The organism is Halomonas halocynthiae DSM 14573, from assembly GCF_000425725.1.
GTDB classification, from domain to species: domain Bacteria; phylum Pseudomonadota; class Gammaproteobacteria; order Pseudomonadales; family Halomonadaceae; genus Halomonas; species Halomonas halocynthiae.
In genome coordinates this window covers 15475-33746 of sequence record NZ_AUDZ01000018.1, presented here as the reverse complement: position 1 = coordinate 33746, position 18272 = coordinate 15475, and the positions used below count along the sequence as shown (strand labels likewise).

The 18272-nt window shown below is 54.3% G+C and carries 15 protein-coding genes; 3 read left to right on the top strand and 12 right to left on the bottom strand.

Annotated elements, in window-relative coordinates; translation table 11 throughout:
* Window positions 1-90 precede the first annotated feature (90 nt).
* The 7 genes from leuA to pgi all read right to left on the bottom strand — a co-directional run bounded on the left by leuA (window position 91) and on the right by pgi (window position 10378).
* On the bottom strand, window positions 91-1797 hold the full coding sequence (gene leuA, locus H616_RS0105360) for a 2-isopropylmalate synthase (RefSeq protein ID WP_027966433.1): 1707 nt from the start codon (window positions 1795-1797) through the stop codon (window positions 91-93).
* A 391-nt stretch (window positions 1798-2188) separates the two neighbouring features.
* On the bottom strand, window positions 2189-2446 hold the full coding sequence (locus H616_RS0105350) for a TIGR02647 family protein (RefSeq protein ID WP_027966431.1): 258 nt from the start codon (window positions 2444-2446) through the stop codon (window positions 2189-2191).
* A gap of 105 nt (window positions 2447-2551) precedes the next feature.
* Complete coding sequence (gene serB, locus H616_RS0105345; protein ID WP_051234020.1) at window positions 2552-3532, bottom strand: phosphoserine phosphatase SerB; 981 nt, start codon at window positions 3530-3532, stop codon at window positions 2552-2554.
* A gap of 2 nt (window positions 3533-3534) precedes the next feature.
* Window positions 3535-5790 carry a DNA topoisomerase IV subunit A gene (gene parC / locus H616_RS0105340; RefSeq protein ID WP_027966429.1) on the bottom strand — a complete coding sequence of 752 codons (2256 nt, stop codon included), beginning with the start codon at window positions 5788-5790 and terminating at the stop codon, window positions 3535-3537.
* Between the two features lie 55 nt (window positions 5791-5845).
* The gene (parE, locus tag H616_RS0105335) at window positions 5846-7726 is read right to left on the bottom strand and encodes a DNA topoisomerase IV subunit B (RefSeq protein ID WP_027966428.1); all 1881 of its coding nucleotides are present in this window, start codon (window positions 7724-7726) and stop codon (window positions 5846-5848) included.
* Window positions 7727-7858: 132 nt separating this feature from the next.
* Window positions 7859-8512, bottom strand: coding sequence for a YqiA/YcfP family alpha/beta fold hydrolase (locus H616_RS14270; protein ID WP_051234018.1), 654 nt, complete (start codon window positions 8510-8512; stop codon window positions 7859-7861).
* 81 nt (window positions 8513-8593) lie between these two features.
* Window positions 8594-10378 (bottom strand): glucose-6-phosphate isomerase, encoded by a 1785-nt coding sequence (pgi, locus tag H616_RS0105325; protein ID WP_027966427.1) that lies wholly within the window; start codon window positions 10376-10378, stop codon window positions 8594-8596.
* A gap of 145 nt (window positions 10379-10523) precedes the next feature.
* Between pgi and cmoA the strand changes: the two genes are divergently transcribed.
* Window positions 10524-11270, top strand: coding sequence for a carboxy-S-adenosyl-L-methionine synthase CmoA (gene cmoA, locus H616_RS0105320; protein ID WP_027966426.1), 747 nt, complete (start codon window positions 10524-10526; stop codon window positions 11268-11270).
* Window positions 11267-12259: a tRNA 5-methoxyuridine(34)/uridine 5-oxyacetic acid(34) synthase CmoB gene (gene cmoB, locus H616_RS0105315; protein ID WP_027966425.1), complete on the top strand. Its 993-nt coding sequence runs from the start codon at window positions 11267-11269 to the stop codon at window positions 12257-12259. Before cmoA ends, cmoB begins: the two co-directional genes overlap by 4 nt.
* 44 nt (window positions 12260-12303) lie before the next feature.
* Here the strand turns inward: cmoB and H616_RS14265 are convergent, their stop codons facing one another.
* The 3 genes from H616_RS14265 to H616_RS0105300 form a co-directional block, all read right to left on the bottom strand.
* On the bottom strand, window positions 12304-13236 hold the full coding sequence (locus H616_RS14265; RefSeq protein ID WP_205619066.1) for a class I SAM-dependent methyltransferase: 933 nt from the start codon (window positions 13234-13236) through the stop codon (window positions 12304-12306).
* A 24-nt stretch (window positions 13237-13260) separates the two neighbouring features.
* The gene (locus tag H616_RS0105305; RefSeq protein ID WP_051234017.1) at window positions 13261-13545 is read right to left on the bottom strand and encodes a DUF2798 domain-containing protein; all 285 of its coding nucleotides are present in this window, start codon (window positions 13543-13545) and stop codon (window positions 13261-13263) included.
* A gap of 65 nt (window positions 13546-13610) precedes the next feature.
* The gene (locus tag H616_RS0105300; protein ID WP_035572656.1) at window positions 13611-13994 is read right to left on the bottom strand and encodes a thiol-disulfide oxidoreductase DCC family protein; all 384 of its coding nucleotides are present in this window, start codon (window positions 13992-13994) and stop codon (window positions 13611-13613) included.
* Between the two features lie 225 nt (window positions 13995-14219).
* Between H616_RS0105300 and H616_RS0105295 the strand changes: the two genes are divergently transcribed.
* A complete protein-coding gene (locus H616_RS0105295; protein ID WP_027966422.1) occupies window positions 14220-14681 on the top strand; it encodes a flavodoxin family protein in 462 nt (153 codons plus the stop codon).
* 84 nt (window positions 14682-14765) lie between these two features.
* Here the strand turns inward: H616_RS0105295 and fadA are convergent, their stop codons facing one another.
* Window positions 14766-15944 (bottom strand): acetyl-CoA C-acyltransferase FadA, encoded by a 1179-nt coding sequence (gene fadA / locus H616_RS0105290; protein ID WP_027966421.1) that lies wholly within the window; start codon window positions 15942-15944, stop codon window positions 14766-14768.
* Window positions 15945-15987: 43 nt separating this feature from the next.
* A complete protein-coding gene (gene fadB / locus H616_RS0105285; RefSeq protein ID WP_027966420.1) occupies window positions 15988-18165 on the bottom strand; it encodes a fatty acid oxidation complex subunit alpha FadB in 2178 nt (725 codons plus the stop codon).
* Between the last annotated feature and the right edge of the window lie 107 nt (window positions 18166-18272).

The window sequence follows — 18272 nt, the reverse complement described above, 5'->3', positions numbered from 1 at the left end:
CAGCAGGCCTTGCGGCCTGCTGCACCCAGTAAATTAACTTCCTGCAAATTCACAGCCGTGCCGCCGTTTAAATGCAGGAAGCCGGCCCTGTTAAGCGATGGTTTCAGCGGTCACGTTGGGTGCTGGAGCGTCACTTGAGAGCTTACGGTTGATAGCGCTCATTACGCCTTTAATTGAGGCGCTAGTGATGCTTTCATCAGTACCAACGCCGAATACCGAGTCGTCACCGATTCGCACCTGCACATAAGCAATAGCTTCTGCATCCGCACCTTGGCCGCGAGCATGTTCGTGATAATCAATAATTTCAACCTGCTTGCCCTGGCTACCCAAGGCATTAACAAAGGCGGCCAGCGGACCGTTGCCTTGTCCTTTGATCTCACGACGCTGCCCGCTTTCCTCAATCGTCACGTCAAGATTAACCAGATTACTGTCTGGCTCTGATGACATACGATGACTGATCAGCATAAAGGGCGATGTCTTGCTCAGATATTCATCTTCAAAGGCATGGTAGATCATCTGAGACGTGACTTCTTTATTCAGGCGCTCGGCGACTTCTTGCACCACCTGGCTAAACTCGATAGACAGCCTGCGCGGTAACTGAACACCGTATTCCTGCTCCAGCAAATAAGACACGCCGCCCTTACCCGACTGGCTATTAACGCGGATTACCGCCTCATAACTACGTCCCACGTCGAGCGGATCAATGGGCAGGTACGGCACTTCCCAGATGCTGTCTGGATTTTCGCGACGCACGGCAATGCCTTTTTTAATGGCATCCTGATGCGAGCCGGAAAACGCCGTAAACACCAAGTCACCAACGTAGGGATGACGTGGATGAACTGGCAGTTGATTGCAGTACTCCACTTCACGCATGATCGGCGTAATATTGGAGAAGTCCAACCCGGGATGCACACCTTGGGTATACAGGTTCATCGCCATGGTAACCAGGTCCACATTGCCTGTGCGCTCCCCATTACCAAACAAGGTGCCTTCGACACGATCCGCACCGGCCATTACGGTCAATTCTGCTGCAGCCACACCAGTACCACGGTCATTATGCGGGTGCACACTGACAATCAGCGCATCACGCTGCTCAACATTACGGCAGAACCACTCCACCTGATCAGCGTAGTTGTTGGGCGAAGCCGCCTCCACAGTCGCCGGCAGGTTCACGATCATTGGCTTACTAGTGGTTGCACCCGCTTCGGCACGCACCGCATTGACCACATCGACGACAAAGTCCATCTCCGTCGTAGTAAACAGCTCTGGTGAATACTGGAACAGCCAGTTAGTTTCTGGTGCGGCTTCCATCTGCTCACGAATGCGTCGGGTGGCATCTACAGCGATCTGGATACACTCTTGCTTATTGACGTTAAACACCACGCGACGAAATACCGGATCAGTGGCGTTATACACATGAACAATGGCATTTTTAGCTCCTTTGAGCGCTTCAAACGTGCGATCAATCAAGTGCGGACGCGCCTGAGTCAACACTTGGATGGTCACATCATCAGGGACTTTGTTTTGCTCAATCAGCGCACGAACAAAATCAAAATCGGTCTGAGAAGCCGAGGGAAAACCTACCTCAATTTCCTTGAATCCGATCTTAACCAGCATGTCGAAAAAGCGGTGTTTACGCTCCTGATCCATCGGATCAATCAAGGACTGATTACCATCACGCAGGTCAACACTGCACCACAAGGGCGGCGTTTCGATACGACGGTTAGGCCATTGACGATCCGGCAGATCAACAGCGACAAAGGGTCGGTATTTGGTCGCGGGGTTATCAAGCATCATGGCGGCATTCTCCCTAGGTTACATTGCGAGATGGTTCATTGAATGAGTCTTGCGTAAAACGACACGCGCCCCGACTGCTTGAAGCAGTCAGGGCGCGTTGTATCAACTCGTCATCAGCCATACGCATCTCGGCATGGGCCGCAATACAGCTGACGATGCAGAATGAAAGTCTGGTGGTGAAGCAGGCAGTGATAAACATGAAACAACCTCGAATTCGACTGAAAAACAAGAGCGGTGGCTAAGCCACATCGCTCGGCGCGCTTAGTTGCGCGCCGATAGTCGTAGGTCGAGAGTGAGGTTGTAAGATGTCATGTTCATGGCTCTAGATAATCAGGTGTCACCGGGCTTGTCAACTATTAAAAAAACTGTTGAGCGTGCCCCCCCCTGCTGACTAAGTCGTAAGCTCACGGCCATCAAGCAGCTGCGCCAAATCCCGCGCATGTTCAGCCGCATCCTGGCCCAACGTCGTGAGGTAGCCTCCATCTGACTGAGTGATTAACCCCTTGTCATACAGTCGGCCTGTCGCTTCAACAAGCTCCTGATCAGCGCTAGAGTGTACTTTAATGCCTTCTTGCTGAGATGCCGAGTTGAAAAGACCAAGCACTTTAAGCTCGGCCAGCAGTTGAGGGGTAAAAAATGGCTGAGGCATATCGACTCCTTTGTTGTGTCGAATAACTCCCATCACGCTACCGCGACTCGTTGCCGAGGGCCAGTGAAATCGTTCCACCAGCCCACGCAGCGTCCCGACGCTCAATCACCTCTCCAAACCCAACTCAGGACAGTCAATCAAATAGAGCAGCGCATCCAGCCCTAGCGTCGAAATGGCGTGACGCGCCTCTTCACGCACCTTAGGCTTGGCATGAAAGGCCACGCCAAGCCCCGCTGCCGCTAGCATTTTCAAATCATTAGCCCCGTCGCCCACGGCAATCGTCTGTTCCATACTAATCCCTTCGCGCGTGGCAATGTCTCGCAGTAACAGTGCCTTACGGTCAGCGTCGACAATCGGTTCGCGCACGTCCCCCGTCACCTTGCCATTTTCAATCACCAGCTCATTGGCATGCACCTCATCGAAGCCCAACCGTTCCTGCAAATAGTGCGCAAAATAGGTAAACCCACCAGACAGAATTGCCGTGCGGTAGCCCTGCCGCTTAAGGTGATACATCAGCCGCTCTAAACCATCCATCAGCGGCAACGCCTCCGCAATTTCAGCCAGCACCGACTCATCCAGCCCATTGAGCTTGCTCATGCGTTCACGAAAGCTCTGCTTGAAATCCAGTTCACCGCGCATGGCTCGCTCGGTAACCGCGGACACGTCGTCATACACCCCGTGGCGGCGAGCCAGCTCGTCAATCACCTCTGCTTGAATCAGCGTTGAGTCCATATCAAAACATGCCAACCGGCGTTGGCAGCGCCACGCCGTGTCGTCCTGCACCACGATATCAATACCAAGAGCCGCTCCCAGTGTCTGCGCACTCTCACGCACTGCGGCAAGCGCCACGCCCTCACCGTGCAGCCAGCATTCGACACAGCTACCATGCGGCGACATATCACCAGGCAACGACTCGTTAGTCGAGAATGGCTGAGCGCGCTCAACAGTCAGGCCCAAATCCGCTGCCAGCGCCTCAACCTGTGTAAGGATGTCAGCAGGCAAAGACGGTGCCATCAGGCTCATAATCAAGCGCGACTGGCTTGGCGCAGTTACGTCGCTTGCGCGAACCTTTCGTTGGTGTTCCATGCTTATTCCCCGTCCACTGTCAATCGATCAACACGCTGAAGGCCACGCGGCAGCTTGCTACCACGCCGGCTGCGGTCACCGCGATAATATTCAAGATCGGTGGATTTAAGGGTCAGCTTACGCTTTCCAGAATGCACCACCAGCCCTTGCTCAGGCGCCAACAACACAAGCCCTCGCACAAATTCTTCACGGCGAGCCGCGCGCGCCGAAGGAATGTCGATCATTTTATTTCCCTTGCCACGCGCCATATCAGGCAACTGATCGAGCGGGAACACCAATAAGCGACCTTCATTCGAGACCACTGCCACGCTAATATTTTCACCGTCAGGCACGACGAGAGGTGGCATCACACTGCAACCCTTGGGCACACTAAGCGCCGCTTTGCCCGACTTGCTTCTGCCTATCAGCGACTCAAGCTGGGCAACAAAGCCATAGCCACCATCAGAAGCGAGCAAATAGCGCGTGGTTGGCGGTGCCAGCATTAACCCTGTTATTAAGGCTCCAGCGGCTACGTTAGCCCGCCCAGTAACTGGCTCACCTTGGCTGCGGGCGCTGGGCAGGTTGTGCGCGACCAACGTATAAGCGCGGCCCGTGTCATCCAGCAGCACTAATGGCTGATTTGTTTTGCCTCGGCCGAACAACGAAAAGCGATCGCCTGACTTAAAAGCAAGCCCTTCTGGGTCGATTTCATGCCCTTTAGCTGCGCGAATCCAGCCTTTCTCTGACAGCACTACGGTAATCGGGTCAGCGCCAACCAGCTCAACCTCCGACAGTGCACGGGCTTCTTCACGCTCAACCAGTGGCGAGCGCCTCATGTCGCCATGCTCTTCTGCAGCGGCTTTAAGCTCTTTTTCAAGCAAGTCAGTGAGTGCCGCATTATTACCTAACAGGGCTTCAAGCCGATCACGCTCAACGGCAAGTTCATCCTGTTCGCTGCGAATTTTCATTTCTTCAAGCTTGGCTAAGTGTCGCAAGCGCAACTCAAGAATGGCTTCGGCCTGGCGTTCACTGAGCGCAAAAGCCTGTATTAATGCAGACTTCGCCTCATCCTCTTCACGAATGATGCGGATCACTTCGTCAATGTTTAGAAAAGCCGCCAGCAACCCGTCAAGAATATGCAAACGGTCGCGCACTTTGCCCAACCGATGTTCCAGCCGTCGGCGCACCGTAGCACGGCGAAATGCCAGCCATTCAGCCAGCATAACCGCAAGTGACATCACTCGTGGCCGACCATCCAGACCGATCACGTTCATGTTAACCCGGGCATTCTTTTCCAGATCCGTTGTGGCAAACAGGTGTGCCATCAACGCGTCGATGTCGACTCGGTTGGAGCGCGGTTCAATCACCAGCCGCGTCGGCTCTTCATGAGTCGACTCGTCGCGCAGGTCAGCCACCATCGGCAGTTTCTTGGCCTGCATTTGCGCGGCAATCTGTTCCAGCACCTTGGCACCACTCACTTGGTAGGGCACCGCAGTAACGATGACATTGCCATCTTCCAAAACGTAACGCGCGCGCATCTTGACCGAGCCACGGCCACTCTCGTAGAGCTTTTTTAAGTCAGCCCTGGGGGTGATGATTTCGGCATCGGTCGGGAAGTCCGGCGCTGGCACAAACTTGATCAGATCAGCAGTGGTGGCGTCAGGATGACGCAGTAAATGACAGGTCGCTGATACAACTTCGTGCACATTATGCGGGGGAATATCAGTCGCCATGCCCACCGCAATCCCCGAGCCACCATTGAGCAGCACATGAGGCAAACGCGCCGGTAGCACAACGGGTTCTTGCATGGTCCCGTCGAAGTTAGGTGTCCAGTCCACCGTGCCCTGCCCCAGCTCTCCCAGCAACACCTCCGAAAATTTCGACAACCGCGACTCGGTATAACGCATGGCAGCAAACGACTTGGGGTCATCCGGGCTACCCCAGTTTCCTTGCCCATCAACCAGCGGATAACGGTAGGAAAAAGGCTGAGCCAGCAACACCATGGCTTCATAGCACGCGCTATCGCCATGGGGGTGAAACTTGCCCAGCACATCACCGACTGTGCGTGCTGATTTTTTGTATTTGGCATTAGCGTTAAGCGCCAGCTCACGCATGGCGTAAACAATTCGCCGCTGAACCGGCTTAAGGCCGTCGCCGATATGCGGCAAGGCACGATCGAGGATGACGTACATCGAGTAGTCGAGGTACGCCTTCTCGGTATATTCACGCAAGGACAGGCGCTCGATGCCGCCCTCCGCAACTTGGATATCCATGCTCATGAAGTCAAAGCCCTATATGTTCGCTGAAAAATGGCTGATAAAGGCAGCAAAACGCTTAAAGCTCTATTTCCGCCAAATTGCCATAGTCTTCCAGCCAGCTTTTGCGGTCGGCAGCACGTTTTTTGGCCAGCAACATATCCATCATTTCAATCGTGCCGTCGCCAGCTTCTCGAACCAACTGCACCAAGCGGCGCGTTTCAGTTGCCATGGTCGTCTCACGCAACTGCAACGGGCTCATTTCCCCCAACCCTTTGAAACGCTGTAAATTTGGTGTTCCTCGCTTACCTTCTAGTTTGCGCAGAATTGCCGCTTTCTCACTCTCATCTAGGGCGTAATGCACTTCCTTGCCCAGATCTATGCGATACAGCGGTGGCATGGCCACATAGACATGCCCTGCATCGACCAGCGCAGGGAAGTGGCGCACGAACAGCGCGCACAGCAACGTTGCTATATGCAGGCCGTCAGAGTCGGCGTCAGCCAAAATACAGATGCGGTGATAGCGCAGCTGGGCTAGGTCGTCACTACCGGGGTCCATGCCAATCGCTACGGCGATATCATGTACTTCTTGGGAGCCATAAATATCGTGGGACTCGACCTCCCAAGTGTTAAGAATTTTACCGCGCAAGGGCAAAATCGCTTGAGTCTCGCGGTTACGCGCTTGCTTGGCACTGCCACCAGCACTATCCCCCTCGACCAGGAACAGTTCACTGGCTACTGGGTCTTGGCCGCTACAGTCGGCCAGTTTGCCAGGCAGCGCAGGGCCAGCCGTGATCTTTTTACGCGCCACTTTTTTCGCCGTTTTCTGACGCCGCTGTGCAGCACTGATCACCAACTCAGCCAATGCTTCAGCCTGGTCTACATGCTGGTTAAGCCAGAGTGAAAATGCATCTTTACTCACGCCAGACACAAACCCAGCGACCACCCGTGAAGACAACCGCTCTTTGGTTTGGCCGGAAAACTGCGGGTCCAGCATCTTGACTGACAGCACGAAAGACACTCGCTCCCACAAGTCTTCGGCACTGAGCTTAACGCCCCTTGGCAGCAAGCTGCGATACTCACAAAACTCGCGAAGCGCCTCCAGCAAACCGGCACGCAAACCATTCACATGGGTGCCACCCTGGGTCGTAGGAATCAAGTTGACGTAGCTCTCCAGCAACGGCTCCCCGCCTTCTGGCAGCCACTGAATTGCCCAGTCCACGGCCTGCTCATCATCGGCAAAGTGCCCCACAAAAGGTGAGGCTGGCAATACCTCGAAACCGTCGGTAGCTTGAGCTAAGTAATCACGCAGGCCATCTTCATATTGCCAACGATTCTCACTTCCATCCGCTTCAACCAGAACCACTTCCAGCCCTGGGCACAACACGGCCTTCGCTCTCAACAGGTGTTTGAGCCGCACCACCGAGAGCTTGGGTGAGTCAAAATAGTCGGCCTCGGGCCAAAAACGCACCACGGTACCGGTAGCACGCTTAGGTGCCGTACCAATCTCGTGTAACTGTGACACCGTTTCGCCATGCTCAAAACTCATAGAGTGACGAGCGCCATCTTTAACGACTTCCACATCAAGCCGCTTAGACAATGCATTGACAACCGACACCCCGACACCGTGCAAACCACCCGAGAAGCGATAGCTCGATGAGGAGAACTTCCCCCCTGCATGCAAACGCGTCATGATCAGCTCAACCCCTGATACACCATGTTCAGGGTGAATATCGATCGGCATACCTCGCCCATCGTCGCTGACCTCGATGCCACCATCGTTAAGCAGTTTGACGATAATTCGTTTGGCGAAACCTGCCAGCGCCTCATCGACACTGTTGTCGATAATTTCCTGCACCAAGTGATTGGGCCGAGAGGTATCGGTATACATGCCGGGACGCTTGCGCACAGGCTCCAGCCCAGAAAGCACCTCGATGGAACTGGCACTGTATTGAGTCATACGTCACCCGCAATAATATGGGTCATGGGACGTCACTCCTTCATAGTCATAGCAAACTTCAACATAGCGAATATCGTCATGGTGAACATTGTCATGGCGTACATTGTCACGACAAAGATGAGGGCCTTGAGTCTAACAAGAAGGCTGAGGTGGCGGAGGCGCTACGGCATCAGCGGCCAGATGGTGCCCTCCCCAGGCCAGCACTGCCGGTAAATATCGGTGCAGCATCGAAAAGTTATGATCTCCGCCCGGGTGCAGAATAGTACTCGCGCCACGGTATAGGCGAAAAGCGTCTTGGCTGTCTAGCCGCTCATCAGCGGTGCATAGCAGCAAGCGATAGCGTGCGGGATCAACCTGCCCTGGTGTCACTTTTGCAAGATACTCACCCTGACTGGCTGTCACGCTAAACTGCTCGCCACTGTAAGGATTGGTAAACACCTCGCCCAACCATTTAGCCACTAGCCGTGCTGGTGCAACGGCTGGATTGATTAACACTGCTCGCAACCCATGACGCTCAGCAAGCAGCGTGGCAATAAAACCACCCATCGAGCTACCCACCACTAAAGGGCAAGGGCCAAGCCGCTGCCGATATGACTCAGCCACCGCAATGGCCTGCTCGGGGTCAGGGGGCAAATCGGGGACTTCACACGGCAAACCAAGCACGGCACAGGCCTCTCGCACCAATGCGGCTTTCCATGAAGCACTGCCACTATTAAAGCCATGTAAATACAGCACACCACTGGCTAAGCAGCTAGAAGCAGCTGAAGAGGCAGAAACATTCGGCATCGTCATTACCCTAAGCTAAGCACTTTACATAAATACTGTACAAATGAACAGAACCTTAACCATTGCCTTCGCTCTTCAGCCTCATGCATCACGCTCAGCTTCACCAGCCCATACGGCTTTGATCAGGCCCTGCGTTGACCCATCAGTGCCCTGCAGTGACTGATGCTTTTCCAGCATACGCTGAGTTTCACCAGCCAACACCTTACCTAGCTCCACGCCCCATTGGTCAAAGGGGTTGATGTCCCAAATGGTGGCCTGAACAAATACCTTATGCTCATAAAGCGCAATCAGCGCCCCTAAACTGAACGGGGTCAATCGATCCAGAAGAATGGTGCTAGATGGCTGGTTACCCGCGTACTGTTTGTGCTGAGGCGGCAGAGGTTGCTCAGCGGCATCTCCGGCTGCCTGCTGCTCGCCATGCCACTGCGACTTACCATTCGCTTCACCCAGGGCGGCATCCCCCAGCATCAGCGCCCGCGACTGAGCAAAACAGTTGGCAAGTGTCAGGCGGTGCTGGGCCATCAGGTGCCGACGAGTACCTGGGTCAGCCACGTCATCGTAACGTACCCGCGGAGCGATGAAATCACACACCACTGGCTGAGTGCCTTGGTGCAATAGCTGATAAAACGCGTGCTGTGCATTAGGCCCTAACTGCCCCCAAAGAACCGGGCAGGTAGAGTAGCCTACCCGCTCGCCACCATGGGTCACTGACTTGCCGTTAGACTCCATTTCCAGCTGTTCCAGATACGCGGCAAAATATTCCAACCGGCCGTCATAAGGCAGAATGGAGTGAGCGCGAATATCCAAAAAATTAACGTTCCAAATACCCGCCAACGCCAATAAGACCGGCAGATTATCCTTAAGCGGCGTTTCGCTAAAGTGACGGTCCATGGCATGAGCTCCGGCCAACATAGCGCGGAAGTTTTCCATGCCGACAACCAGCGCCACGGGCAGGCCAATGGCCCCCCATAACGAGTAGCGCCCGCCAACCCACTCCCAGAACTCCAGCTGGTGCGCTGTGGCAATCCCCCACTCGCTCATCCTGTCGGGCCGAGACGAAACGCCAATAAAATGCTGGCGCAGAATCAATGACTCCTCCGCTCGCGCATCATTATGCTCATCCACCTCGGCGGAGCGACGCTTAAGCCGAGACACCAGCCACTCAAGCGCAGTGCGTGCGTTAGACAGTGTATCAATGGTGGTAAACGATTTTGACGACAACACAAAGAGCGTAGTTTCAGGATCGAGCTGTACGAGATAATCCGCCAGCTGCGAGCCATCCATTGTTGATGCAAAGTGAACCTTGATTCGGCGCACGTCCTTCGGGTGAAAATCCGACAGCGCGCGGGTAGTCATCAGAGGTCCTAAGTCCGAGCCTCCGACACCAAGATTGACCACATCCTTGATCGGCTTGCCTGTTGCCCCGCGCCACTGCCCAGAATGAAAGCGAGCCACCATATCATCCATGCGCTCAAGGGTTTTATGCACCGATGGCACCAGCTCTTTACCCTCGACCACCAGACTTGCCTGACGAGGCAAGCGTAACGCCGTATGCAGCGCTGGGCGCTGCTCACTGCAATTAACAACCTCACCACCCAGTAGCCCCTGAATGGCGCTTTCAACGCCAGCCTCCTCAGCCAATGCCAACAGTAAGTCCAGAGTTTCATCATTCCAACGCTGCTTGGAAAGATCCAACGTCAATCCGCAGGCCTGGCGGGAAAACCGTGTAAAACGTTGCTCATCTTCGGCAAACAATTCGCGCAGATGGCACTTTCCCATACGCGTGGCATGCGCCGTCAGATCACGCCAGGCAGGCCGATGGTTAACGGCCTGGTTACCTACCTGATCAGCGGCGGCTTGCGTCATGGTGTCTCCTGAAAATTCGAGTGGCAATTCGGTCATGGCATAACTCACGAACTCTACCTCATCATCTACTAACGAGTGAGCCGTGCAGCAAAATCCCACGGGGCGTATAATGCCGGCCTTTCTGCTCAACCCGCCGAGCTAGCCCATGAGTGATGCATCTTACCGCGACGCTATCTTTTCGACACCCTTGGATAAGGTGGCGCGCTTTTCGTTTGACGAACGCGTCGTCGCTTGCTTCCCAGACATGATCCGCCGTTCAGTGCCCGGTTACGGACAGATTCTAGCCATGCTGGGGCCTTTAGCCCGCCGCCACTTGCGCCACGGAGGTCTAGTCCTGGACTTAGGCTGCTCATTAGGTGCCAGTGGCTTAGCACTGGCCAGCCAGCTGCCTGTCGATGCGTTTTGCTACGTAGGAATCGACCTCTCGCCCGCCATGGTTGAACGTGCTCGTCACACGCTAAGCGAGGAATACCCCGATCACAATATGCGTGTCGAACAGGGCGATCTGCGTCAACTGGTCTTTCCTGCGGCGGATATGATTGTTATTAATTTCACCCTACAATTTCTCGACCCAGACGAACGCGACCAGGTGCTTAAGCAAGCATTTAACGCGCTCTCTACAGGCGGCGTATTAGTCCTGTCAGAAAAGATCGTTGACGCTGATGAACAAGACAATGCGTGGTTGGTAGAGCGCTATCACGACTTCAAGCGCGCCAACGGTTACAGCGACCTGGAAATCTGTCAGAAACGCACCGCACTGGAAAACGTGATGGTTCCCGACAGCCTGGACACCCATCATCAACGTCTGGCTCGGGTCGGATTTCCACGCTCGTTAACTTGGTTTCAGTATCTCAACTTCGCATCGATGATCGCCTTCAAGGAGCCTGCATGAGTCTGCCAGCGCACCAGCGCCCGCTGTATCAGGCAATGCTCGATCTCGGCCTAGAACGCTGGCTGGCTCGGCTACCCGAGCAGTTGGCTCACGGACTGAATCGCGAACGCCATGGCGACCTACCCTCTTGGGAAAAAGCTGTCGCCAAGCTGCCACCGCTTCCTGAACAGCGCGTGGTCACACTGGATCAAGGCACCGTAAGCGTGGAGCTGGTGCTGGATAACTCCCGTCAGCGCCAGTGCCACAACCTGTTGCGCGCCTTGTCACCATGGCGCAAAGGCCCTTACTTACTGGGCAATGTATTCATCGACACAGAATGGCGTTCTGACTGGAAGTGGCAACGCCTAGCACCTCATCTTTCACCACTGAAAGGCCGCCGCGTGCTGGATGTGGGCGGCGGCAATGGCTATCACGGTTGGCGTATGGCTGGTGCCGGTGCGAGCTTTGTGCTGGTTATCGACCCGTCGCCGCGCTTCTACTGGCAGTATCAGGCGGTGCGCCACTTTATCGGTGATGCCGATGGCGGCGCAGTGCAGTTCTTGCCGATAGGCATTGAAGACGTGCCAGATGATCTCAACTACTTCGACACGGTGTTTTCCATGGGCGTGCTGTATCATCGCCCTTCACCACTTGAGCACCTAAACCAACTCAAGGCCACCCTGCGCCCCGGTGGAGAATTGGTGTTGGAAACGCTTGTTGTAGATGGTGACGAACGCACCGTGCTGCTGCCCGGCGAGCGCTACGCCGCCATGCCTAACGTCTATTTTCTGCCGTCGTCCGCGGCCCTGTGCCAATGGCTTGAACGTTGCGGTTTCAGCAATGTACGTGTGGTTGATGAAGCGGTCACAACTCAGGAAGAGCAACGCGCAACCGAGTGGATGACGTTTCAATCGCTGGCCGACTTTCTCGACCCTGACGACCCAACCAAAACACGCGAAGGCTACCCTGCCCCGCGACGCGCGGTAATCATGGCACAGCGCCCACATTAAACAACGATCACAACATGGCAGCTAACAACCTGCCAACCTACGAATCACACAAGGGCAACAGAAAGCAATTCGCTGCGAGCCGCCCCGCCGTCTCTTCGACTTTCTGCCGAAGCGTCTGAAAAAGTCAGCGTAAAGCAGTCAAACGGGGCCGTTTCATTTTCTTTAAGCATAAGACCAAGACGAGTGCCACTGAGGCTGGCACTCTCTAGGTGAGCTTTTTTTCCATCCAGCCACACCTTCCCAGTGACATGTTGATACACCTGCTTCAACTCAATGCGGTATGACTTTCCATCAGGCCGTTGCCATTCCCAGAAGCCCTCAACATTTGCTGGCACGACCCATTTGTATAGAGTTGCGCCGGCGAAAGCGCGTCGCTCATCAGCTTTCCAGTCACTCATGTCAAAAGCATGAGAAACAATACGTGTGCCTGGGCGAAGCGTATTCAGTAACTGAGCGCGTAACTCCAGATTGACAGAATCCAGCAGGTATAACGTCACCACACTGGCGGCGCTGATATCTTCTGCGAAAATATTGCCTTCGATAAAATCGACCAAATACTCAACACCGGTATGGCCAGCATACTCCATGGCATCGGCAACTCTCACCGGATCAAGGTCAATACCAACGGCTCGAGCATTACGCTGATTGGCCGCCGCCACCACAATTCGACCATCGCCTGAACCTAGGTCGTACAACACATCTTTTGGCCCGACACCCGCCAACGCCAGAATCTCTGCCACCACTTTTTCATCAGTGGGTACGTAAGGTACGTCCAAAAACAGCTCGGGCTCTTCAGGGGCGTGATCTGAATCACCATGAAGGTCAAGATCTGAAAAAGCATCCAAGTCTGAATAGATATCAAACTCTGCATAACTATCACGTTCTGAAGAGCCATCAAATGACGACGCATCATCAAGCGCTAGGTCATCATCAAAACCCGAAAAGCCGCCACGGTGGTTCACTATATCCCTATGCAATGGAAGTCCCTGTATCGATGGAAATTAGAGTTCGCCGTCAGCAATTGTCCATCTGACCAGACGCATGACTAATGGCCGCACGATCAGTACACAGACGAAGGCCACTGGCATAGACAGCGAATATGCTTTTATTGACGTCATAAAAAAACCTGAGCCAATACCACGAGTGGCAGCGGTAATCACCAGCGTCATCAGAAATGCCATAATCGAAGACATATAGAATGCAAAGACAATAGCGGTAAAACGCCCAGGCAACCCCCTCTTTTTTGCAATACGCTTAAAAAAAGACAATAAGATGCGTCTCGCCATGCTCAACCTGCCCCTTGATCTGTAGTAGTGACTTTTTTGTTAGACTTATACTGACGGCATAGGTGTTACAACCGCCCTTCTCTTGCTAGCCGACGACGCACCATGCGCTCATAGACCCATGCCAGAACAGGCTTGATCAGCGGCAGGCCAATGATCCAAGCCAGCGGCTTCAGACGTGGCACCCGGCGCATCAGCAACACATAAGCATCAATACCGTCATGGAATTGACCGGCAGCATCTTCCACGTGCAATGACAGCAGTGCTTCACGAGGCACAACACCACGCGCAATCAGGTGCTCATCGTGAGTATTCACATCAAGCCACTCAACGCCTTCAGACGCCTTCTGCCACGATTCGTAGCGTTGACGCTCACGTCGGCACAGCGGGCAGGCGGCGTCGTAGTACACCTTGAGCCGAGCGTTGTGCTTGAGCTGGCTGTTATCTGTCATCAGCGACCTCCCACTGTGTTTGGCCAGACATGACAAGCTGCCTGTATCAATTGCATAGACCTCATTATACCAGTTTGGGGTCGACCCCGGTGCTGGCCTGCGGCTTACCCCAGCCGCTATGCTGAAGCACACACGACAGGACATGAATGCTTATCAACAGCACACCCAGCGAACTACTGGCCTGCAAATAATGACTTGCCGAGCAGCAAGCAGGAGAAATCACTAGTGAAGCGCCTATTAATCATCGCTCATGCTCCATCCTCCAATACTCTGAAGCTTCGCCAAGCCGCTGAGCGCGGCGCGCGCCACCCTGACATTGACGGTGTCGATGTACTGATCAAGGCCCCGTTGGATGCTGGGCCGAAAGACCTACTCAACTGTGATGCGGTACTGATGGGTACCACCGAGAACCTGGGTTATATGAGCGGTGCGCTGAAAGATTTTTTCGACCGCAGTTACTACGCTGTACTGGAAGAAAAGCAAGGCCTGCCCTGTGCGCTGTATATCCGCGCAGGGCTTGACGGTACCGGCACGCGTCGCGCAGTCGAGAGCATTGTCAGCGGGCTTGCCTGGAGCTGGGCGCAAGAGCCGCTAACGCTACACGGTGAATGGCAAGACGCGTTTTGTGATCAAGTGGAAGAGCTGGCACAGACCATGGCCGCAAGCCTTGAAGCCGGAATTATTTGATAAGCCTAATCCACATGATTAAAAAAACGACACCCCGTAAGGTGCCGTTTGTGTGTTTCAACTCAATAGCTGTCTGACCTATGCTTACTTCAGGCGTTCAAACACCGTGGCCACACCCTGCCCCATGCCGATACACATGGTGGCTAGGCCCAATGTCGTGTCCTGCTCACGCATCACGTTCAGCAAGGTGGTGCAGATACGCGAACCAGAGCAACCCAGCGGGTGACCCAGCGCGATGGCACCACCGTGCAGGTTGACCGCGGTATCCATACGATCACGCAGCCCCAGGTCTTTCAGCACTGGCAGCGCCTGAGCAGCAAAGGCTTCATTAAGCTCAACGGTTTCAATATCGTCGATACTCAAGCCAGCCGCCTTAAGCGCTTGCTTACTCGCGGGCACCGGACCATAACCCATGATCGAGGCATCGCAGCCCGCCACACCGGTCGAAAGCACGCGTGCGATAGGCTCAAGTCCCAGCGCTTGAGCACGCTCGGCACTCATCACCGCCATGCCGCTGGCACCAACTGACAACGCCGAAGACGTACCAGCCGTTACTGTACCGCTACGCGGATCAAAAGCTGGCTTAAGGCCCGCCATAGACTCTAAGCTGGCGTCAGCACGAATCACCTCGTCCTGATCAACGCGAATCTTGAAACCTCGAGCATCATGCCCTTCAATGCCGATAATTTCACGATCAAAGCCACCATTTTGCTGAGCAGCCAGCGCGCGCTGATGCGAACGCACACCGAACGCATCTTGCTCTTCGCGAGTGATGCCATGCATTTTGCCCAGCAGTTCGGCAGTCAGCCCCATCATCATCGCCGCTTTGGCCGCGTATTTACTGGCCTCAGGGTTAATATCAATGCCGTGGGTCATCGGCACGTGTTCCATGTGCTCAACACCACCGATCAGGTAGAAATCCCCCATACCGGCACGAATATTAGCTCCAGCGATGTGTAGTGCGCTCATCGAAGAGCCACACAGCCTATTAACCGTCTGGGCGGGAACGCTACGCGGAATGCCTGTCATAATCGCTGCATTACGGGCGATATTCATGGCCTGCTCTAGGGTCTGATTCACACAGCCCCAGATCACATCATTGATCTCAGCTGGGTCCAGCCCTGGGTTACGCTCAAGCAATGATTGCATAACCGCTGCAGATAAATGCTCAGCACGCACGTTACGGAAAGCACCGTTTCTGGCTTTTGCCATGGCAGTACGAACACCGTCGACCACCACGATATCTCTCGGATTCAAGCTCATTGATTCTAGTCTCCCACTTAATTCTGCCAACTGAGGTGGTGGATCAGGCTTGGTCAGCGCCCTGATAGAAGCTGTTACCGTTACTCGCCATCTCGCGCAGGCGATCCGTCGGCTCATACAGCGGACCTAGATCCTTGGCCAGCCCATCGGCCAGTTCAACGAACTTCGCCACACCCATCGCGTCGATGTAACGCAGTGCGCCACCACGGAACGGAGGGAAACCAATACCGTAAATTAACGCCATATCCGCCTCTGCCGGTGTGCCAACGATGTTGTCTTCCAGGCAGCGTACCGTTTCCAGACACAGCGGCACCATCATGCGCGCGATGATGTCTTCATCGGTCAGTTCCTGCTGACCACGTACCACCGACGCAACCAGCTCATTCGCTACCGCGTCGTCAACTTTCTTCGGCTTGCCCTTCCGGTCTTGCTCGTAGGCATAGAACCCCTTGGTATTCTTCTGGCCCAGGCGATCATTCTCAAACATCACCTGAATAGCCGTTTTATTGCTGGCGTCGCTCATGCCGCTCATACGATCAGGGAATCCTTCGGCCATCACGGCACCGGCATGCACGGCAGTGTCCATGCCTACCACATCAAGCAAGTACGCCGGCCCCATAGGCCAACCGAATTTTTCCATGATTTTGTCGACGCGCTTAACGTCTGCGCCATCTTCAAGCAACTGGCTGAAACCACCAAAATATGGGAACAGCACACGGTTAACCAAAAAGCCTGGACAGTCATTAACAACAATAGGCGTTTTGCCCATTTTGCGCGCGTAGGCCACGGTAGCGGCAATAGCAGCATCACCGGTCTTTTCACCACGAATGACCTCAACCAATGGCATACGGTGCACAGGGTTGAAAAAGTGCATACCGCAGAAATTCTCGGGGCGCTTGAGATTTTCTGCAAGGCGAGAGATCGAAATGGTCGACGTGTTAGATGTCAGGATCGTCTCATCACTCACACTCGCCTCAACTTCAGCCAACACCGCACCCTTAACCTTCGGGTTCTCGACAACGGCTTCAACCACCAGATCGACATGCCCAAAGTCGCCGTAAGACAGTGCTGGACGAATATTGCCAAGCTGCTTGCCCATTTGGTCAGCGTTAATCTTCTTACGCTCAACCTGCTTGGTGAAAAGCTTACGTGCTTCACTCAAGCCAAGCTCAATGGCTTCTTCCTTGATATCTTTCATCAGGATAGGCGTGCCCTTAGAGGCACTTTGATAGGCAATACCACCGCCCATAATGCCCGCACCCAGGACCGCCGCTTGGTTCACTGACTGTGCCTGCTTTTCATACTTGCTGGCTTTCTTCTTGACCACCTGATCATTCATGAACAGGCCAACCAGATTAAAGCTGACGTCAGTCATCGCCAGCTTGCCAAAAGCCTTGGCTTCGATAGCCTGAGCCCGAGCGCGCTCTTCACCCGCACCTTTCTGAATAACCTTGATTGACTCTACCGGCGCTGGATAGTGCGGCCCAGCTTTACCAGCAACAAAACCTTTAGCGGTTTCAAAGGCCATCATCTGTTCGATAGCGTTAAGCTTGAGCGGTGAACACTTCTCTACCCGGCGTGCCTGATAGTCCAACTCGCCAGCACCTGCCCGCTTAATCAGGTCTAACGCAGCCTCAAGCAACTGCTCCTCGGGTACGACGACATCAGCCACACCCACTTTCAGGCAGGCATCAGCGCGATTTTCTGTACCACCCGCAATCCACTCAATGGCGTTATCTGCACCGATCAGGCGAGGCAGGCGCACACAGCCGCCCCAGCCAGGCAAGATACCCAGCTTGGTTTCAGGCAGGCCAATTTTTGCGCGCTCGCTAAGTACACGATAATCAGTGGTAAGCGTGACTTCGCACCCTCCCCCTAAGGCAAGACCATTGACCGCGCTAACCGTAGGGAACGGCAAGTCTTCCAGCGCATTGAAAATGCTGTGAACACGCTCAAGCATGGCAGTCAGCGCCTCGCTGCCTTCCTCAAACATGCGGTGAAATTCAGTAATATCCGCACCAACGATAAAGGCTTCTTTAGCACTGGCCAGCACCAGACCCTTAATCGACGCGTTTTTTTCGATTGCCTCAACCGCCTCCCCTAGCTCCTTAACGACAGCGCTGGACAGCACATTAACGGCTGAGTCCTTCGCGTCAAAGGTCAGAGTAGCGATATCGTTGTCACTAAGTGACACCGAGATGGCATTGCCTTGATAGATCATCCACGAATCTCCGTGCAAGAATTCATACGACCGTTTGATTTACTACAGCTTGGTTTACTCTCACGATGGCGTCAAGCTTTTGGCACATTTCAGTCTCAGACACCAAT